Here is a 15,770-nt window from a genome sequence, read left to right on the forward strand (position 1 = left end):
TCCGCAACAGAGCGTCCACTGACGGGAAAACCACGCAACCGACGAACTGAGCCGCTACTCCTGCTCAACTGCCGCCAATCCGAAGGAAACAGTCCCAGCAGAATCTGCCAGTCATCGAGTTCTGTCATGCGAAAAGATTATTCAGAGTCCTGAAAAGAGTCGAATCCTTATCTTAGCGCTTATGGGAGAACTCTCCGGGCCACCTTGTGTTGCGAACCGAACTACGGTTTGAGGAGCAACTTGCCTTGCGTCTTCCTGCTCTCGATGTCGCGGTGTGCCGTGGATGCTTGTTCCAGAGAGTATTCGGTTGCTTCACCGATCTTGAGCCATCCAGCCTGGATTGCATCGACAACCGCAGCGCTTCGCGCTTGCAACTCATTCGGATCTTCAATGAAAGCGAAGATCGAAGCTCCCGCCAACCTTTTCGCCTGGGGGATAAGCTTGAACGCCTCGATCGCGGGAGGAATGCCGGAGGCCGATCCGTAGGAGACGGCTGTACCGCGCGAGGCAAGTGCCTCCACCGTATCCTGCAAAGTAGTCTGGCCGACGGCATCAAACGCGACATCGACACCACGGTTGTCTGTGAGGCGCTTCACCTCTTGAAGGAACGGAGTAGCCGCGTAGTTGATGACGAAATCCGCTCCCAACTGCTTCACGGTTACGGCCTTCTCATCCGTCGATACCGTCCCAATGACTCGCGCTCCGAGATGCTTCAACCACTGCACCAGAAGCTGGCCGACTCCGCCAGCGGCTGCATGGACGAGAGCCGTATCGCCCGACAGGATCGTCCGATATTCCGCCAGCAGATACTGCGCAGTGATTGCCTGGAAAAGCAATCCCTCATTCAAAGTGAATGTCTCGGGGATTTTGATCGCTTGTGCCGCTGGCAGAACCAACTGTTCCGCATAGGAGCCAATTCCATTGACCCAGGCAATTCTATCTCCTACCTCGTAGCCTGTCACTTTGCTTCCAAGAGCTGCAATGTGTCCAACACCTTCAAGACCAGGTGTGTATGGCAGAGGCAGCGGATAGATGCCCTTTCGTTGATACACGTCGACGTAGTTGATGCCTGCCGCTTCCACTTCGACCAGCAATTCACCCTCGGTACACCGTGGCGGAGGGGCATCTACAAGCTCCAACTGTTCAGGTCCGCCAATCTGATTGATTTGTACTTTACGCATGACACTCTCCTTTGGTACACCTTCTATTAACAACGTAGGACTGTTGGTATGATTTGTGAAGAAGGCACTTTCTAGTGGTATAGGTACCCAAAGGTGACTGGATGAAAAAGCATAGACTGCCCCTCGATGTCTTCAGTCCCAACTGCCCCGCTCGTCAGGTGATCAATCGCGTCGCCGACAAGTGGACGATCCTGGTCTTCATGGCCCTCAAGGACGGCAGCATGCGTTTTAACGAACTGCGTCGTCTTCTCCAAAATGTCTCGCAGAAGATGTTGACCCAAACCCTCCGTCATCTGGAGGAGGATGGTTTTATCACCCGCGAGGTAATTCCAACCGTCCCTGTCACGGTGAGCTATGAGCTGACACCACTGGGGGAAAGTCTGCTTGAGGTGGTCGATCAACTCCGCACGTGGGCTTACTCGCATATTCCTCAGATCGAGCGAGCAAGAGAGAGGAAAGCAAAGCGGCCTTCTGCGCTCTCGCCAATCATCGCGAATAGCAGAATGCGAGGACCGGCCGCTCGCGCGTCGGTTAGCGCTGTACTCTAGCGACTGACTACGGGGAAGGAAGTGAGTTCACCGCGTGTCAGAAGGGAAAACATTGGTAGTTGCAACCGCTACGGTCGGTCCGCACCTCGATCGTCCAGTCTCCTAAACCACTCTGCGGTCTCTTCATTCGCGGGCAGCAGCGATTCGATGAGCAGCTCAGACATCGTGATGTCGGTCGGCGTTCCAAAGACCATTGTTGTACTGACCAGCGTAAGCAGACAACCTCTGACGCGAAGTTGTAACGGGATGAAAGCAGTATTCCTTTCTCCGAGCAAGACTTCAACCTGTTTCCTTCTCTTAGGCTTTGGGTCTATGCCATTGAAGCTGAGTAGTTCGTTCCTGAGCTCTTTCAAGTATGGATCGTCGTCTGAGTCGATCTTCTCTTGCAGCAGGTGAATTAAATGAGAACTCCATTCCTCCAGGTTTACGATCTGCTTACGCAGGCCTAGAGGATGAAGGCTCAATCGAAGGACGTTTATGGGAGTCTGGAGCATTTCCTGGGGAACATCCACAAGTAAATGGCGAACTGCTCTATTGGATGACTTAATATTCCAGTGTTTATCCAATGCAATGCACGGATACGGCTCGAGTCCGCTGAGAACGAGTTGAACCGCCCGAACGGCGTGCTCAAGTTGAGGGTCGTCGAGTTGACGTTGCGGATGCTGGACGGCGAAGCCGGCGGCTGTCAAGAGAGAGTTCTGATTTCGCATGGAAAGCTTGAGGGGACCCGACAACCTAAGCACCATTTCGCGACTGGGCTGCGCGCGGCCACCTTCGAGGAAACTCAGATGTTTCGAGGAGATGTCAGCATCCAAAGCCAGCTCGAGTTGACTGAATCGACGTTTCTTTCTCCAGGCCCTTAAGAGGTTTCCAAAAGACTCGTCCTTGGAATCATTCATCATCTTTAAACCATAATCGTTCCGTGGCTTGACTGCGATTACCGCTAGATCAGTCAAATTAAGCAGCCTCCTGACGGGCTATTGTGACTAGGCGTGGTGAGAGTGTCTCCAGCATTTCTGCCGTCGCCGAGTTCCTCTTGTTTCCTGAAGATGCGCATCGGTACACGTTCCTTCCGCATAGAATTTCCGTCGGTGCAGTGCTTGGAGCCGCTACGTCCTCTTACTCGAAGTCGTTCGCTACGATCGCTCAAACTTTCGATCATGCGCAGAAGAACTCTTTGATCTGGCGATTTAAGCGGCGACGATGTGTGAATGGAAGCCCATGAGACGCTCCAGGATAAGTCGTCCAAACGCTGCCAGCGATCATCTCCTGGGTGCGTTGGCCGGTAGCCGCGATGGGCGCAAAGACGTCGCAGTCCCCATGTACGATAGAAGTCGGCATTGTGAAAGAGCCCATGTCTTTGCGGAAGTCCGTCTCGCTGCTCGCCCGAAAAAGTTCGATCATCGCCATCACGGGGTTCTGAAGGGCGATGCCGATCAGCCAATCTGCCAACGGTTGCGTGACGTCGTCCTCAGCAGCCGTTGGATTGAAAAATCCTTCCATCGAAGCGCGAAATATCTGCGGCCGATCGCTCATCAGAGCTGCTCGAAACGGGTCGTAATAGAGCTCCCGCTCAAGACCCTCGGGATTGTCCGCACTCTTCAGAAAACAAGGCGTGATCGCTGAGATGAGCATCGCCTTCTCAACCCGTGCCGCACCAAAATTAGAAAGGTACCTTCCAAGGACTCCAGCTCCGAACGAGAACGTGACAGCGGAGAAAATCTCCAATTGCAGGTGAGAGATAAGGCAGTTCAAGTCCTCTGCCAGTGTGTCGAAGTCATAACCGCTGCTTGGCCAGTCGGACCGACTGAAACCTCGTTGGTCGTACACGATACATTGGAAACCCTCTTCCACGAGCTGTGGGATCTGAAAGTTCCACATCTCAGAACCAATGTTCCCTCCGTGGATGAAGAGAAGAGGGCGTCCCTTACCCCAGACTGTGTAAAACAAGCGTGTACCGTCAGAAGCGTTGCAGTAGGGCATGAATATCTCCTTGTGAAGTTGCGGTGCAGGACATTTGCACCCGATGTGTCTGTCTGAGTCGTAGTTTGTATTACCTCTGGAATGCAATCAATTACCTGAGAGGTAATGGACTCGGATATTGCTGTCAATCCAGAATTGCAGGTTGCGGACGGGTAGCAGGATACGAGCGGGTTTCGATCCTCCGTTGTATACCTCCTTGAAACAGCCTTGAAGCGCGGCTTCATGCTGGTCGGCGGGCAGCTTCGCCAGCAACAGCGCATGGCCTACGCCAATCTGATCGGCATAGAAGGCATCGACCGCTGCGGGGACAAGGTCTGCCAATTTCAGATCCGTAGTACCTCGCCGGTAGCCGCGGGCGAGACTTTGCAACATCGGCAGCGGCTCTCCCACGAACGAGTCGTGGCGACTCTCCGACTCCGGATTCGGACGTTGGAGGAAATCAATCGCGAGCAGAAAGAGCAACTCGAAGCCGCCTACGGCAGACTTGCGGTGGCACAGCCCGAAGCTGGGTCACTACACCAAACGTCAAAATAGTGCGCCAATGACCTGCGATCGATGCTCCGGGGCACTCTGAGGTACGTAGTTACCTCTAACCGACTTTTGTTGAGGTTCCCCTGCCTTGCTGCTTGAGACATCGTGCCCCTTGGTCGCAGGATAAAAGCGTTGATAAATGCGACACCATACTATATGGTGTCGGTATGAGATTAGAACAGCCAGCAGCCGATGATCTCCACTCCTTCAGATTTCGCGGAGGTTGTCCCTGCCTGAACCTTGTCGCGACTATGGGTTGGCGAAGCGCATCAAAGCCTGTGGAACGACTTCGGTCAACAGGTGACCTTGCGGATTGGTTGATTGCTGTGCAGCTTGTGACAGTTCGGCCAAAGGTTATGCCAGACGAACTTACAAGCGCGCGCCGATTGCGCGAGGCGGTCTATCGTCTCGTCATGGCAACGATGAAGCACCGATTGCCCAATCCGAACGACATTGCACTCTTAAACCGCTGGTCTCGTATTCCCCAGCCGGTTCCAACTCTCAAGTTAAGAGATGGTCTACTGCATCTTCAGGAAATAACACCCCAGCCGACGAGAGCCGCTCTATCGGTGATCGCACGAGACGCAATACTCCTCCTCGGCAGCAAGAGCATCCTGCGGGTGAAAGAGTGTGCCCGGCCCGACTGCACGCTCTTGTTCGTGGACGCGTCTCGGAGCGGACGCCGTCGTTGGTGCTCTATGGAAGCCTGCGGCAATCGTGCCAAGACTGTCGACTATCGCAGGCGGTTGAAAGGCCTAGAAATCCCTACGAAGACACCAGCGTAATAGCAAACAATTGGAGGCGAAAGAGTATGAAATTGAACCTGCATGAATGGGGTACTGGAGACCGCACCGCGCTCTTGATCCATGGTTTGTTTGCAGATCATCAGAACTGGTACCGGGTCGGCCCCGCTCTCGCAGAACGCGGCTACCGCGTGATCGCTCCCGACCTGCGCGGTCATGGCGCGAGCCCCCGAGGAGCATACTCTCCCGAATTGTGGGCCGCGGATCTCATCGAGAGTCTTCCAAAAAACGCCGATCTTGCAATCGGTCATTCTCTCGCAGGCATGGCGCTTGCTCTGGCAGCAGAGGAACTCGCCGTGCGTCGGGCTGTATACGTCGATCCGACCTGGAAGATGAACAAGGAGCAGCATGTAAGCTTCGGCTCAACATGGCGTGGACAACTGGCATGGACGGAGGAGCAGTGGAGAGCGGCGAATCCACGGTGGGGTTCTGGTGATATCGAAGCTCGTGTTGAGTCGATGAGGACGTTCGATCCTGCTTGCATCGAAGGATTGGCCAGTGGCAACGGTCACGACCACATGCCAGAAAGAACAGACATTCCGGCCCTGATCCTGGTAGCCGATCCCAGTTCATTCATTACTTCCGAAGATGCTGTTATGTTGAGCAGCAGAGGATTCGACGTGCAAACGTTGAAAGGAACCAGCCATTCGATGTTTCGTGAAGACTTCGACGCATTTATGTCCGCCATGGATGAGTGGCTCGTCAGGGATGCGATTCGACGATAGTCGGATCTTTCGCACTAAACGTACGATTCTTGAGGTTGACGTGGGGACCAAAGCTCGACCCGGCACGTCGTTTACATGTAAACGACGTGCCGCAACGCGGAAAGACAAAGAAAACACTTGCGAACTATAGATAACTCGACCAATTGAGCTTCTAACGCGGCGGCATCGGAGAGATGAACGATGCGGACGGGCACGGTCGGGACTTCGGCCATCTGCGCGGCGCGGTAACGCCGTGCTCCAGCGATGATCTCGAAGCCATTCTCAGTGAGAGGACGAACCAGCAAGGGCGAGAGTACGCCCTGGGTACGGATGGACGATGTAAGTTCATTCAAGGCAACTTCTTCGAAAGTGCGGTGCGGATTGGTCTTGGACTCACTCAGCAAAGCGAGTGTTACGTTGCGGTATTCGGTGGCATTGACGATCTGCGTTCCCATGATGGGGTGCTCCTTTCGAGCGGTTGAAAGGTGAAGGGGTGCGGAGCGGAGACACGGTGGCTGTTCCGCTCCAAGGGAGCGGACTAGCTATGAATGCACTTGTCCGTGAAAGCCTCTGCGAATCCCTGCAAACGCAGGTTGTTATCCCATGTCGCGGCAAAGCGTTTGTGCTGCTCGTGAAGCTGGACGAGATGCACGTAGCGGTCGCGCACGATGTTGCGGCTCCACTGCTCGACGGCAACGTAATCGTTACGCCAGTACCAGGGATCGAGATGAGCGCCGCCCGCCATGCCTAGCTCGAAGCACATCTCCGGGTCGCGCATGAGGTCGCCGTTCTGTTCGCCGTAGTGCGCGACGGAAAGCGCGGGAAGTCCCATCGGGCCGGGCTCGTCCATCGCCTCCATAACAAGCTCCATATAGGGGGCGTTGTCGATCTTGAGATACAGGCCGGGGTGCCACCCTCCGGCCATCTTGAGGATTTGAAGGATGGTCTGCATTAGGCCACCTTCGCCAGTTCTGCATCGGGCATCGTCTCTTCGGCTGCGGACGACTCCAAGGCGGCAAGGATGACAGCGGAGGTCTGCTGAATGACTTCCAGCGACTCAATCAGCAATGATGCGTTGCCATGATAGAGAGCGATGTAATCGGCGCTCGCGGTTCCAACCTCAAGCCCTACGGCTTTGCCGACAACAAACGCGATAGCTTCGGCCTCTGTCTCGCGCACAACCTTGGTTGTGGTGGTGCGCCGCTCGGCCTTGTGCAACATCTCATGCGCCAGCTCATGGAGCAACGTGGCGAAGGTTTCGGCCTTCGATTGTCCCGGCAGGATGGCGATGCGTCCGCCGTAGCTCATGCCAAGCGCGGGGGCGATCTTCTCGGTATAGACAAGCTCGATGCCCTGACGTTCGATGAACGAAACAAGACGGTCGTGGTTCTCTCCTACGTCGCCGTACACCTCGCGCATTGCGGGAAGCTCGACGCCTTCGGTCTGCTCCACATCGAAAACATAGGCATTGCGGAAGCCAACAAGGACGCGGGTGTTCTGCTTGGTGATGTCCTTCTCTGCCTCTTCATCGGATTTGCGCTTGAGGCCGATGATGGGAGCTAGAATGCGAATGCCTTTCTCGCCCTTCTTCACGCGGCGTCCTAACCGGTTCCACGCATACATGCCCGCGACTTTCGTGGCCGTCGGGCGCTGTCTCGCGATCTCCAAGACATTCCCGAAGGAATACGAATGAAAGCGGCTCATCGCATTCAGGTACGCCGTGAGTGCGTCCGAGTGTCCGGCCTCTAACTGCTCGATGAGGCTCTGGACGTTGGCGGCGATCATCTCTTTCGCTGTTTGCCGTGGCTGCGTCTGTTTGGGGTTTGGCGTGGACGGGGTGACGGTGAGGGTGGTGGATGTGCTGTTCATGGGGTGCTTCCTCCTTGGCGGTTGCCGTTGCTTTTCATGCCATGCGTGGCATGTACCTACATGCCGAACGCCTCCTGGCGAAGGCGGGGCGGCAAAGCGCAAGGGGAGGGGTATCTCCCATCCGGAGCAAAGCGGAGGACGAGCGAAGCGAAGGTCTGCACAAGCGCAGCGCGGAAGACTGTTGGGAAACCCCTTGCGCTGCGCCAGGGCAGAGCCCTCAGTAGGTACCGAGGACATGGTTTACACGAAAGACCGGAGACATCGTTTACAGATACGGAGGTCTGAGGGCTCTTAAGCATTGGTTGAACGCAAGAAGATACGTTCATGCCTTGGAAAGAGAGTCGTATTGTGGATCAGCGCTTGCAGTTCTTATCGAGTTATCAGAAGGAAGAGATGTCTGTTACGGACCTGTGCCACGAGTACGGCATCTCTCGCCCAACCGCATATAAGTGGATCAAGCGATATAACGAAGTCGGGCCGGAAGGCTTGCTGGATATTTCGCGCAAGCCCCACGGCTGTGCTCACGCAACGTCGTTGGAGGTCGAGAACGAGATCCTTGCATTGCGCAAGCGCTTTCCATCCTGGGGAGCGCGGAAGCTGAAGGCTCGTTTGGAGAAGATCAACCCGAACGTCGTGTGGCCGGCGGCAAGCACCGTAGGTCAGATTCTGCGCCGGGCGGGACTCACCAACCCTATTCGCAAGAGACGTAGAACGACCCCGTACTCAGAACCCTTCGCCGAGGTCACCGCTCCGAACCAGCTATGGTGCATGGACTTCAAGGGATGGTTCCGCACTGGCGACGGGAACCGATGCGATCCCTTCACGATCACCGATGCCTACAGTCGCTATCTGATCCGTTGTCAGGCAGTGGCTCGCATGGATACTGCGCACGTCCTTGCGATCTGCGAGGCCGCCATGCGCGAGTACGGTGTTCCCGAACGGATTCGGACGGACAACGGAAATCCATTCTCTGGATTAGGTGTGATGGGATTGTCGCGGCTGTCCCTAAGCTGGGTGAGGCTTGGGATCGTGCATGAGCGCATTCAACCAGGCAAGCCGCAGCAGAACGGCCGCCATGAGCGCATGCACCGCACGCTCAAGCAGGATACGACCAACCCGTCGGCAAAGACACTCCATGCGCAGCAGAAGCGATTCGATGAGTTCGTTCGTGTCTACAACCATGAGCGTCCTCATGAAGCTTTGGGGAACGAGACTCCAGGCAGCATTTACGTCCCGAGCTCGCGGCTCCTGCCACGGTACACGAAGGCCCATCAGTACCCAGCTCACTTCCAGACACGGCGCGTGAACGATGCGGGAGACATCAGCTGGCATAAGAGCAGGGTCTTTATCAGCGAGGTCTTCCGTGGTGAAGATATTGCGCTTGAAAAAGTTGAGGAGAACTTCTACCGAGTGTATTTCTGCTCTTTGGAAGTCGGCGAGTTCAATGTCGACGACATGCGATTTCGGCCCGGGCTTCGCCCATGAAAGCAAGCGTTGGAAATGCCGAGGAGTGGAAAGCATGGAAAACCATACAGCCGGTTTTCCACCCTTTCCACTCCTCTTGGAAATCCCTTCGGGATTCCCACATTCCCAACGCTTCGACGGCGACGAGATATCTTATTAAGACCGGGCCTAGCCAGCCATAACCCTGAACCAGAGCCACTTCCTCCGCAAGGGGCTTGTAAACCATCTCCCCCGGTCTAAAACGTAAACACTGTCCCGCTTCGCTCACCTCAGCGAGGTTTGGCTACCTTATTCGCGCGCGTCAGCGCGCCGGATTTCAGGGAGGGCGTTGCGGGAAGGAACGGCCCGCAGAGATGGGAAGCGGAGAGCCGTAGGATCGAAGTGCGGGAGGATGCCTACTCCCGCCAATCATGTTGGGAAAATGGTGCGACCCTTTGTCTATGATGGAGATTGGAAACGAGCGATGCCCTCAAAACCCCCATCATCGAAGTTGAAAGTAACAAAGAAAGACGAAGCGGCGTTCTCCGAAGTGGCCAAGCTGATTGCCGCCTCCAAAGAGAAGGCATTCCAAGCAGTCAACACAACCCTGATCGATCTCTATTGGAATATCGGTGCCACGATTAGCAAGAAGATCGAAACTGCGGAGTGGGGTGATGGGGTTGTGGATCGGTTGGCTCAATTCATCGCGCGAACTGAGCCAGGGCTGCGTGGATTTACTCGCAGGAATCTGTTCCGAATGCGGCAGTTTTACGAGGCCTATAAGGAAGAATCGATTGTGACACCACTGGTGACACAATTGCCGTGGTCGCACCATCTCATCATCTTGGGGCAGAGCAAGCGCGTGGAAGAGCGCGAGTTCTATATCCGAATGGCCATTCGGGAGCGATGGAGCAGGCGAGAACTGGAACGTCAGTTCAATTCAGCCTTGTTCGAGCGCGTCATCCTGCATCCGCCTAAAGTGACACCACTGGTGACACAAAGATATCCAGACGCAATCAACGTCTTTCGAGATGCGTACGCAGTCGAGTTCCTCGACCTACCGGCAAGCCACGCCGAAGCGGATCTGCATCGCGGTCTACTCGATAAACTGAAGAACTTCCTCATCGAGCTGGGACGAGACTTCTGCTTCGTAGGTTCAGAGTACCCTCTTCAGGTCGGCAATCGGGATTTCGCGCTCGACCTGCTCTTCTTCCATCGAGGGCTAAACTGCCTGGTCGCCATCGAGTTGAAAGTCAGCGAGTTCGAGCCGGAGTTCCTCGGCAAACTGGACTTTTACCTGGAGGCGTTGGATCGGGACGTTCGCAAACCACATGAGCAGCCATCCATCGGCGTTCTGCTTTGTGCAAGCAAGAACGACGAAGTCGTCGAATACTCGCTCAGCCGCAGCTTGTCCCCAACGCTGATAGCGCAATACGAGACGCAACTACCCGACAAGAAGCTGCTCCAAGCCAAATTGCATGAGTTTTATCTACAGAATGCTATCGAGTCGAAACCTCGTCTCGGAAAACGTCCGTTGCATACGAAGAAACTTTAGCGCGTTTGGCGTCAAAAGCAGGGACCCGCAATTGTCCAGACAGCGTCTGGACAATTGTCCCTCTGCTGAATGACCCAGACGGTATCTGGGCGATGTGGAGGGTGCCGGAATCGTCAGCCGTTGTCTGACGTTTGCTTGGGATCTTGCAAAGGGGATGTATGTGGACGCAATCTTGGATTAGCCAGACATCGTCTGGCCAATATTGTGACGCAACTCAGACAGTCAGGACGCGACTTCGACGGAGATGATCTTGACGAGATCGGAGGCACGGAAACGCCAGAGCTTGCCAAGCTGGTAACCCCTCACCTCACCTCGTCGTGCCATGCGCTGGAGGGTCTTGGGGTGAATTCTGAGGAGTGCTGCGGCTTCTTCCGTGTCGATCAGCGGCTCGATCCGTGAGTCACTGATTGCCGAAACTCGTGCGGGTGGTTTCTTTGCGAAGTCCATTGTGTATCTCCCTTGGTGGGAGGGGCCATTCGTTCAAAATCCCTCACCTTTAGCTTCTTCGAAGGTTAAGGATTTTGTCCAATGACTATTGCGACTTCCGTTATTCCTCCCAGGAATAAGAAGCCCAAGATGCTCATACCAAAGGCCGTACCGTCCGCCGCAGAGCTTTCACCCGACACGCGAAGGCTTAATAGCGAACCACGTTATTTAAAGATAGGGCCATATCTTTAAATAGTCGCCGAAATTGGAGACGCCCAACTCAGCGGTCAGGTCGAATGTGGAGCATCGCCCAGACAATCCACCGAGCTTGCATTGCAATTTCGAACAGCCGTAGCGTCGCCTTATGTTGACGATTCGGGCGATGACGGGCGGAGCTGGCTACGCACAGAAGCATTTGGAGCACAGCGACTACTTCGATCAGAACCGAACGGTGCAGGGCGAGTGGCACGGTCGAGGAGCGGAGTTGCTCGGACTGAATGGCACGGTAACGCATGAGCAGTTCGAAGCCGTTCGTGAGGGGCTCCACCCCGAGACAGGTGAGTTCCTCCGTCCGCGCCATAGCGCGGATCGAATTGCTACTGATGGCGAGGTCGAAAGCAAGGCGCGTTCGCTTTATGACTTTACGTTTTCGGCTCCAAAATCTGTCTCAGTCCAAGCTCTCGTCGGTGGCGATGACAGGTTGCTGGAAGCACACCGTCACGCAGTGAATGTGGCATTGCAGGAGGCGGAGCGCTATGCGGGCACAAGGGTGCGTCTGGACGGGGCGAACCATGACCGTCAGACGGGGAATCTCGTCATCGCGGCCTATACGCACGACAGCAGCCGTCTGCTTGATCCCCAGCTTCATACACACGCGGTCGCCGCGAACCTGAGCTACGACGGAGTCGAGGGACGATGGAAGGCGCTCCAGGCGTCAGGGGTATATGAGCGCCGTGCCTACATCACTGAGGTCTATCGGAACGAGCTAGCGCGGGAGGTGCGTGGGCTTGGATACGAGATTGAGAGTCAGCGGAATGCAAAGGGGGCCCATAACGGATTCGAGATCGGAGGCATTTCCAAAGATGTACTGGAGCGTTACTCACAGCGGAGCGAGCAACGGGATGAATCCATCCGGCAGTTTACGGCGGAGCATGGACGGCAGCCTACGGACAACGAAGTCGCCGTCCTTGTGCGGGAATCTCGCCCGGACAAGCTACATGAGATTAGCTCGGCGGAGGTTCACCGATTGCAGGTAAATCGCATCTCGTCACAGGAGCATACCAACCTAATCGGTCTTCGGGAGACTTCTATCGAGCGTGGCCAACCGCTCGTTCCTGAACGCGCCTCTGCTGCCCGATCCCTACAGCACGCGGAGGAACACCTCTTTGAGCGCAAGACAGTTTCCAAAGATCACGAGCTGATGACGGAGGCCCTGCGTCACGGCAGGGGTAATCTCGACCTTGGCGACTTGCATGGCAGCTATGAGTTCGAGGTATCGCGGGGCAAGCTGCTTCAGATGAGCGGGAACGTCGCGACTCAAGCAAGTCTTGAGCGCGAGCGCAGCATGGTTGCCGTCGTCGATCAAGGCATTCATCGCTACCCGGCGCTGGGTGGCAGCGACCACTTTGAGCCGAAGGTGAGCCTTCGGACCGAGCAGCGTCACGCTGTCGAGACGATACTTGCGTCTCAAGATTTCGCAATCAACTTGCGAGGTGCCGCAGGCACCGGGAAGACGGCGACCTTGCAGGAAATTGATCGCGGCTTGCACGCTGCGGGACATGAGGTCTTGGCAGTCGCTCCGACGCGGAGTGCTGTCGAGGAACTGCGTAAGGTAGGTTTTGGAAACTCGATGACCGTCTCGCGACTACTGGAGGACCAGACCGCGCAGCAAAGCCTTCGCGGAAATGTGCTGATCGTAGACGAGGCCGGCATGGTTTCGGGTCGGCAGATGGAAGGGCTGCTCGACCTAGCCCGCCGTGAGGATGCGCGGATTCTGTTCTCAGGTGACACACGCCAAATACAGAGTGTCGAGTCTTCCGATGCTCTGCGGATTCTGGAGCGCGAATCGCACATGACCAGTGTTTCCCTGGCGGGCATTCAACGCCAGTCAAACCTTGAGTATCGAGATGCCATCGAAACCTTTCGTAGATCGCCCGATCAAGGTTTTGCCAAGCTGCAAGACATGGGAGCCGTGCGGGAGGTGCCGTATGTGGAGCATGCACAAGCCGTGGCCGACGTGTATCGAGCGTTGACGGCAGGGCAGAACCGCAAGGTGCTTGTCGTTGCGCCGACGCATGAAGAGATCGGGAGAGTGACACACGCTATCCGTGAAGATCTGAAGCAGAGAGCTGTCCTGTGCGACGGTGACACGCTTCACCGGCATATCCCGTTGCAGTGGACGGAAGCGCAGAAGAAGGACATCTCGAACTATCAACCTGACCAGGTGCTGGTGTTCCATCGTGCCTCACATGGAATTGAGAAGTATGAGGCGCTGACGGTGACTAACGTATCCGGCTCCAGCATCCACACGATGAACGAGCGTGGTGAAGATAAGTCCGTCAGTCTCACACAGGCAAGATCGTTCTCCGTGCATGAGCGCACAGAGATTGAAATTGCTGCCGGAGATAAGCTGCTGCTGATGGGCAATCGTAAAGAGCCGGGATTCCGAGCAACGAACGGAGAGCTGACAACCGTTCGGAGCGTAGAGCGAGGCATCATCAACTTGGAAGACGGTCGAAGCGTACCGGCAAATTATCGTGAGTTCACGCATGGCTATGCTATTACGGCGCACCGGAGCCAGGGCAAGACTGTCGATCATGTCATCGTCTCTGCGGACGTAATGAAGCAGGAGCTTTTTTACGTCGCCGCGTCGCGTGGACGCGAGGGCATTTCTATCGTCACGTCGGACGTAGAGCGCTTGGGCGAATCGCTGGGTGTTTCGATGGCGCGTCCTTCTGCGATTGAACTAGCGAACGACATAGCCAAACAAAAGGTTTCGCCCAATCAGGACATCGCCCAAAGCCCCAAGCCGGAGATCAAGCTTCCCATCAAGACCCCAGAGATCGGGTTTGAGATGGGATTGGGTTTGTAACGTTTCTCGCGAAGAAATATTTTGTGTATTGCCTAGCAATGCTGAGCAACGCATTGCGCTCGTGTGCAGCTCTGAGTAATCCGTTGCTAGTCGCAGCCCTCTGGACAAGCCCCGTAGTTCGCGGCATTGTGGATATAGGGAGTAATAGGCCATGCCAAGTCCTTTTATATCCAGCGAAGCATTCATGAATACCGACGAAGCAGCGGCGATGCTTGGTGTCCACCCAAAGACATTGCAGCGGCTGGCACGTTCGGGGCGCATCACCGCCTACCGTGTTGGCAAGCTATGGAGATTCCAAGCTCGCGACTTGTGGGCGGATGTCGCCGTACGAGTCGTGCCTTTGAATGGGCTGTATGACGGTGTCGCTACGACTAGCATTTGATCTCTGGTTGGTTCTGAGCTCTGTCGGTCAAACTTGCGGGTACAGTCTTGGGAATAGTTCTTCCAGTGCGCTCTCTGGGAAGCGAAGTGAGACGGAACCCTTTGGCGTGGAAGATGCCAGCAATCCAAGCTCTGTCACGTCAGCGAGAATGCGACGCGCGGTACGTTCTGGAAGGCCTGTGATGCGCGCAATCTCTCCTCTTTCAAATTCACCCCGCATAAGCGCCTCTTCCAAGAGAGCGGCAGCTTCCGGCTTTAGAGTGTTACTTCTTTGAACAAGGGTCCGAAGTCTTAGCCTCAACTCATTCAGGTCGAACAGCCCTGACATGAACTGAACTTGATCCAGGCAGACTCGAAGAAACCAAAGCACAAAGTCTTTCAGCGCCTTCAGTGAAAGGTTTCCTCGTCCGTCCAAGTCCCCCTGTCGTGGCATGTCCGCCAAGTCCATCATGCTTTTGTATTCGCCTCGACTCTCAAGTCCTCGTGCAAGGCCACGCGAGATTGACCAAAGCCCGTGCGCTCCGATGCCTATCTGGTGTGCCATTGCGTGACTCATCAAACGGCTCACACGCCCATTCCCATCAGGAAATGGATGAATGTAATTCAGACGGTGATGCGCGGCTGGGATGGCCGTGATGCGGCCGGCTGTTCCAAGCTGAGATAGGCTGTACCGCTGCTCAAAATACCGCATGAAGTCCGCCACGCGTTCGCTGGAAGGCGGCAAATGCCGACCCACCGCATTGTCGTGTTCGGGCCTCGAACGCCATTGGCCTGGGTCCATCACGATTTCCCGTTTTTCGTTCTTAAGGGTGAGCATCGCCGAGGAAGCATCCCGATAAAACTCGTTGTGAATCCACTGAACGAATCCAGCGGATGTCGCGGGGGGCAAGGTACCCTGGAGAAACATTCGGTCGATTTCTGACTGCACTCGGACATGCGCCGCCGCTTCGATCTGCAGGTTGCGGCGTTCTTCATTCTGATCCAGCTCGCCCGATAGAGCGCGTTCTATGTCGCGTGGCCGTGTATTGTGCCCTTCGATCAGATTGCTGTAGTAGGTGTTCATGATGCGTACAGCATCGGCCAAATTCGCGGCTGTGAGGGGATGCAAAAATTTACCGAGGATGGATACGGCGGCTGTCAGATCTGCAACAACGTCCGCAATAGCGGATGAGGGCTCGTCAATGAGAGCCGGTTCGATTCGACTTGTAGTCTCAATGTCTGACATGGGATGAATGGCCGAAGTTATCCAGGAGAA

At 55.5% G+C, this 15,770-nt stretch carries 16 protein-coding genes; 7 read left to right on the forward strand and 9 right to left on the reverse strand.

Going from position 1 to position 15,770, the window contains the following annotated elements; all coding sequences use genetic code 11:
- Positions 1-221 precede the first annotated feature (221 nt).
- Complete coding sequence (locus VO84_RS11660; protein WP_058187773.1) at positions 222-1,181, reverse strand: quinone oxidoreductase family protein; 960 nt, start codon at positions 1,179-1,181, stop codon at positions 222-224.
- Positions 1,182-1,282: 101 nt separating this feature from the next.
- Between VO84_RS11660 and VO84_RS22165 the strand changes: the two genes are divergently transcribed.
- On the forward strand, positions 1,283-1,729 hold the full coding sequence (locus VO84_RS22165; protein ID WP_082661917.1) for a winged helix-turn-helix transcriptional regulator: 447 nt from the start codon (positions 1,283-1,285) through the stop codon (positions 1,727-1,729).
- Between the two features lie 68 nt (positions 1,730-1,797).
- On the opposite strand, the gene VO84_RS11670 is transcribed toward VO84_RS22165, so the two are convergent.
- The 3 genes from VO84_RS11670 to VO84_RS22170 form a co-directional block, all read right to left on the reverse strand.
- A complete protein-coding gene (locus VO84_RS11670) occupies positions 1,798-2,685 on the reverse strand; it encodes a helix-turn-helix domain-containing protein (RefSeq protein WP_197413997.1) in 888 nt (295 codons plus the stop codon).
- Between the two features lie 202 nt (positions 2,686-2,887).
- Complete coding sequence (locus VO84_RS11675; protein WP_058187775.1) at positions 2,888-3,712, reverse strand: alpha/beta fold hydrolase; 825 nt, start codon at positions 3,710-3,712, stop codon at positions 2,888-2,890.
- An 87-nt stretch (positions 3,713-3,799) separates the two neighbouring features.
- A complete protein-coding gene (locus VO84_RS22170) occupies positions 3,800-4,084 on the reverse strand; it encodes a hypothetical protein (protein ID WP_231737892.1) in 285 nt (94 codons plus the stop codon).
- Between the two features lie 326 nt (positions 4,085-4,410).
- Here VO84_RS22170 and VO84_RS23335 point away from each other — a divergent pair, with 326 nt between their 5' ends.
- Both VO84_RS23335 and VO84_RS11690 read left to right on the forward strand, forming a co-directional pair.
- Entirely contained in the window at positions 4,411-5,028 is a 618-nt protein-coding gene (locus tag VO84_RS23335) for a CGNR zinc finger domain-containing protein (RefSeq protein WP_082661918.1), read from the forward strand.
- A gap of 26 nt (positions 5,029-5,054) precedes the next feature.
- On the forward strand, positions 5,055-5,771 hold the full coding sequence (locus tag VO84_RS11690) for an alpha/beta fold hydrolase (protein ID WP_058187778.1): 717 nt from the start codon (positions 5,055-5,057) through the stop codon (positions 5,769-5,771).
- 71 nt (positions 5,772-5,842) lie between these two features.
- On the opposite strand, the gene VO84_RS11695 is transcribed toward VO84_RS11690, so the two are convergent.
- From VO84_RS11695 to VO84_RS11705, 3 genes are all read right to left on the reverse strand, one after another.
- A complete protein-coding gene (locus VO84_RS11695; protein WP_058187779.1) occupies positions 5,843-6,205 on the reverse strand; it encodes a ParB N-terminal domain-containing protein in 363 nt (120 codons plus the stop codon).
- A gap of 83 nt (positions 6,206-6,288) precedes the next feature.
- Complete coding sequence (locus tag VO84_RS11700; protein ID WP_058187780.1) at positions 6,289-6,702, reverse strand: DUF6908 domain-containing protein; 414 nt, start codon at positions 6,700-6,702, stop codon at positions 6,289-6,291.
- Positions 6,702-7,619 (reverse strand): ArdC-like ssDNA-binding domain-containing protein, encoded by a 918-nt coding sequence (locus tag VO84_RS11705; protein ID WP_058187781.1) that lies wholly within the window; start codon positions 7,617-7,619, stop codon positions 6,702-6,704. The genes VO84_RS11700 and VO84_RS11705 overlap by 1 nt, the downstream gene beginning before the upstream one ends.
- Before the next feature lie 324 nt (positions 7,620-7,943).
- Between VO84_RS11705 and VO84_RS11710 the strand changes: the two genes are divergently transcribed.
- Positions 7,944-9,104, forward strand: coding sequence for an IS481 family transposase (locus tag VO84_RS11710; RefSeq protein ID WP_058187782.1), 1,161 nt, complete (start codon positions 7,944-7,946; stop codon positions 9,102-9,104).
- A gap of 442 nt (positions 9,105-9,546) precedes the next feature.
- A complete protein-coding gene (locus VO84_RS11715; RefSeq protein ID WP_058187783.1) occupies positions 9,547-10,617 on the forward strand; it encodes a PDDEXK nuclease domain-containing protein in 1,071 nt (356 codons plus the stop codon).
- A 222-nt stretch (positions 10,618-10,839) separates the two neighbouring features.
- On the opposite strand, the gene VO84_RS11720 is transcribed toward VO84_RS11715, so the two are convergent.
- The gene (locus VO84_RS11720; RefSeq protein WP_058187784.1) at positions 10,840-11,064 is read right to left on the reverse strand and encodes a helix-turn-helix domain-containing protein; all 225 of its coding nucleotides are present in this window, start codon (positions 11,062-11,064) and stop codon (positions 10,840-10,842) included.
- 343 nt (positions 11,065-11,407) lie between these two features.
- Between VO84_RS11720 and mobF the strand changes: the two genes are divergently transcribed.
- Both mobF and VO84_RS11730 read left to right on the forward strand, forming a co-directional pair.
- Positions 11,408-14,134, forward strand: coding sequence for a MobF family relaxase (gene mobF, locus VO84_RS11725; RefSeq protein WP_058187785.1), 2,727 nt, complete (start codon positions 11,408-11,410; stop codon positions 14,132-14,134).
- Between the two features lie 151 nt (positions 14,135-14,285).
- Positions 14,286-14,516 carry a helix-turn-helix domain-containing protein gene (locus VO84_RS11730; protein ID WP_058187786.1) on the forward strand — a complete coding sequence of 77 codons (231 nt, stop codon included), beginning with the start codon at positions 14,286-14,288 and terminating at the stop codon, positions 14,514-14,516.
- A 27-nt stretch (positions 14,517-14,543) separates the two neighbouring features.
- On the opposite strand, the gene VO84_RS11735 is transcribed toward VO84_RS11730, so the two are convergent.
- Positions 14,544-15,740 carry a Fic family protein gene (locus tag VO84_RS11735; RefSeq protein WP_058187787.1) on the reverse strand — a complete coding sequence of 399 codons (1,197 nt, stop codon included), beginning with the start codon at positions 15,738-15,740 and terminating at the stop codon, positions 14,544-14,546.
- Positions 15,741-15,770 lie beyond the last annotated feature (30 nt).

The sequence above is a fragment of the Occallatibacter gabretensis genome (genome assembly GCF_001449115.1).
Lineage (GTDB): Bacteria > Acidobacteriota > Terriglobia > Terriglobales > Acidobacteriaceae > Telmatobacter > Telmatobacter gabretensis.

Bases quoted from the DNA above. Each gene is read 5' to 3' on its own strand.
- VO84_RS11705 (WP_058187781.1), bottom strand. From the start codon at position 7,619: ATGAACAGCACATCCACCACCCTCACCGTCACCCCGTCCACGCCAAAC.
- VO84_RS11695 (WP_058187779.1), bottom strand. From the start codon at position 6,205: ATGGGAACGCAGATCGTCAATGCCACCGAATACCGCAACGTAACACTC.
- VO84_RS11675 (WP_058187775.1), bottom strand. From the start codon at position 3,712: ATGCCCTACTGCAACGCTTCTGACGGTACACGCTTGTTTTACACAGTC.
- VO84_RS11690 (WP_058187778.1), top strand. From the start codon at position 5,055: ATGAAATTGAACCTGCATGAATGGGGTACTGGAGACCGCACCGCGCTC.
- VO84_RS11700 (WP_058187780.1), bottom strand. From the start codon at position 6,702: ATGCAGACCATCCTTCAAATCCTCAAGATGGCCGGAGGGTGGCACCCC.
- VO84_RS22170 (WP_231737892.1), bottom strand. From the start codon at position 4,084: ATGTTGCAAAGTCTCGCCCGCGGCTACCGGCGAGGTACTACGGATCTG.
- mobF (WP_058187785.1), top strand. From the start codon at position 11,408: ATGTTGACGATTCGGGCGATGACGGGCGGAGCTGGCTACGCACAGAAG.
- VO84_RS22165 (WP_082661917.1), top strand. From the start codon at position 1,283: ATGAAAAAGCATAGACTGCCCCTCGATGTCTTCAGTCCCAACTGCCCC.
- VO84_RS11720 (WP_058187784.1), bottom strand. From the start codon at position 11,064: ATGGACTTCGCAAAGAAACCACCCGCACGAGTTTCGGCAATCAGTGAC.
- VO84_RS11735 (WP_058187787.1), bottom strand. From the start codon at position 15,740: ATGTCAGACATTGAGACTACAAGTCGAATCGAACCGGCTCTCATTGAC.
- VO84_RS11660 (WP_058187773.1), bottom strand. From the start codon at position 1,181: ATGCGTAAAGTACAAATCAATCAGATTGGCGGACCTGAACAGTTGGAG.
- VO84_RS11715 (WP_058187783.1), top strand. From the start codon at position 9,547: ATGCCCTCAAAACCCCCATCATCGAAGTTGAAAGTAACAAAGAAAGAC.
- VO84_RS11710 (WP_058187782.1), top strand. From the start codon at position 7,944: ATGCCTTGGAAAGAGAGTCGTATTGTGGATCAGCGCTTGCAGTTCTTA.
- VO84_RS11730 (WP_058187786.1), top strand. From the start codon at position 14,286: ATGCCAAGTCCTTTTATATCCAGCGAAGCATTCATGAATACCGACGAA.
- VO84_RS23335 (WP_082661918.1), top strand. From the start codon at position 4,411: ATGAGATTAGAACAGCCAGCAGCCGATGATCTCCACTCCTTCAGATTT.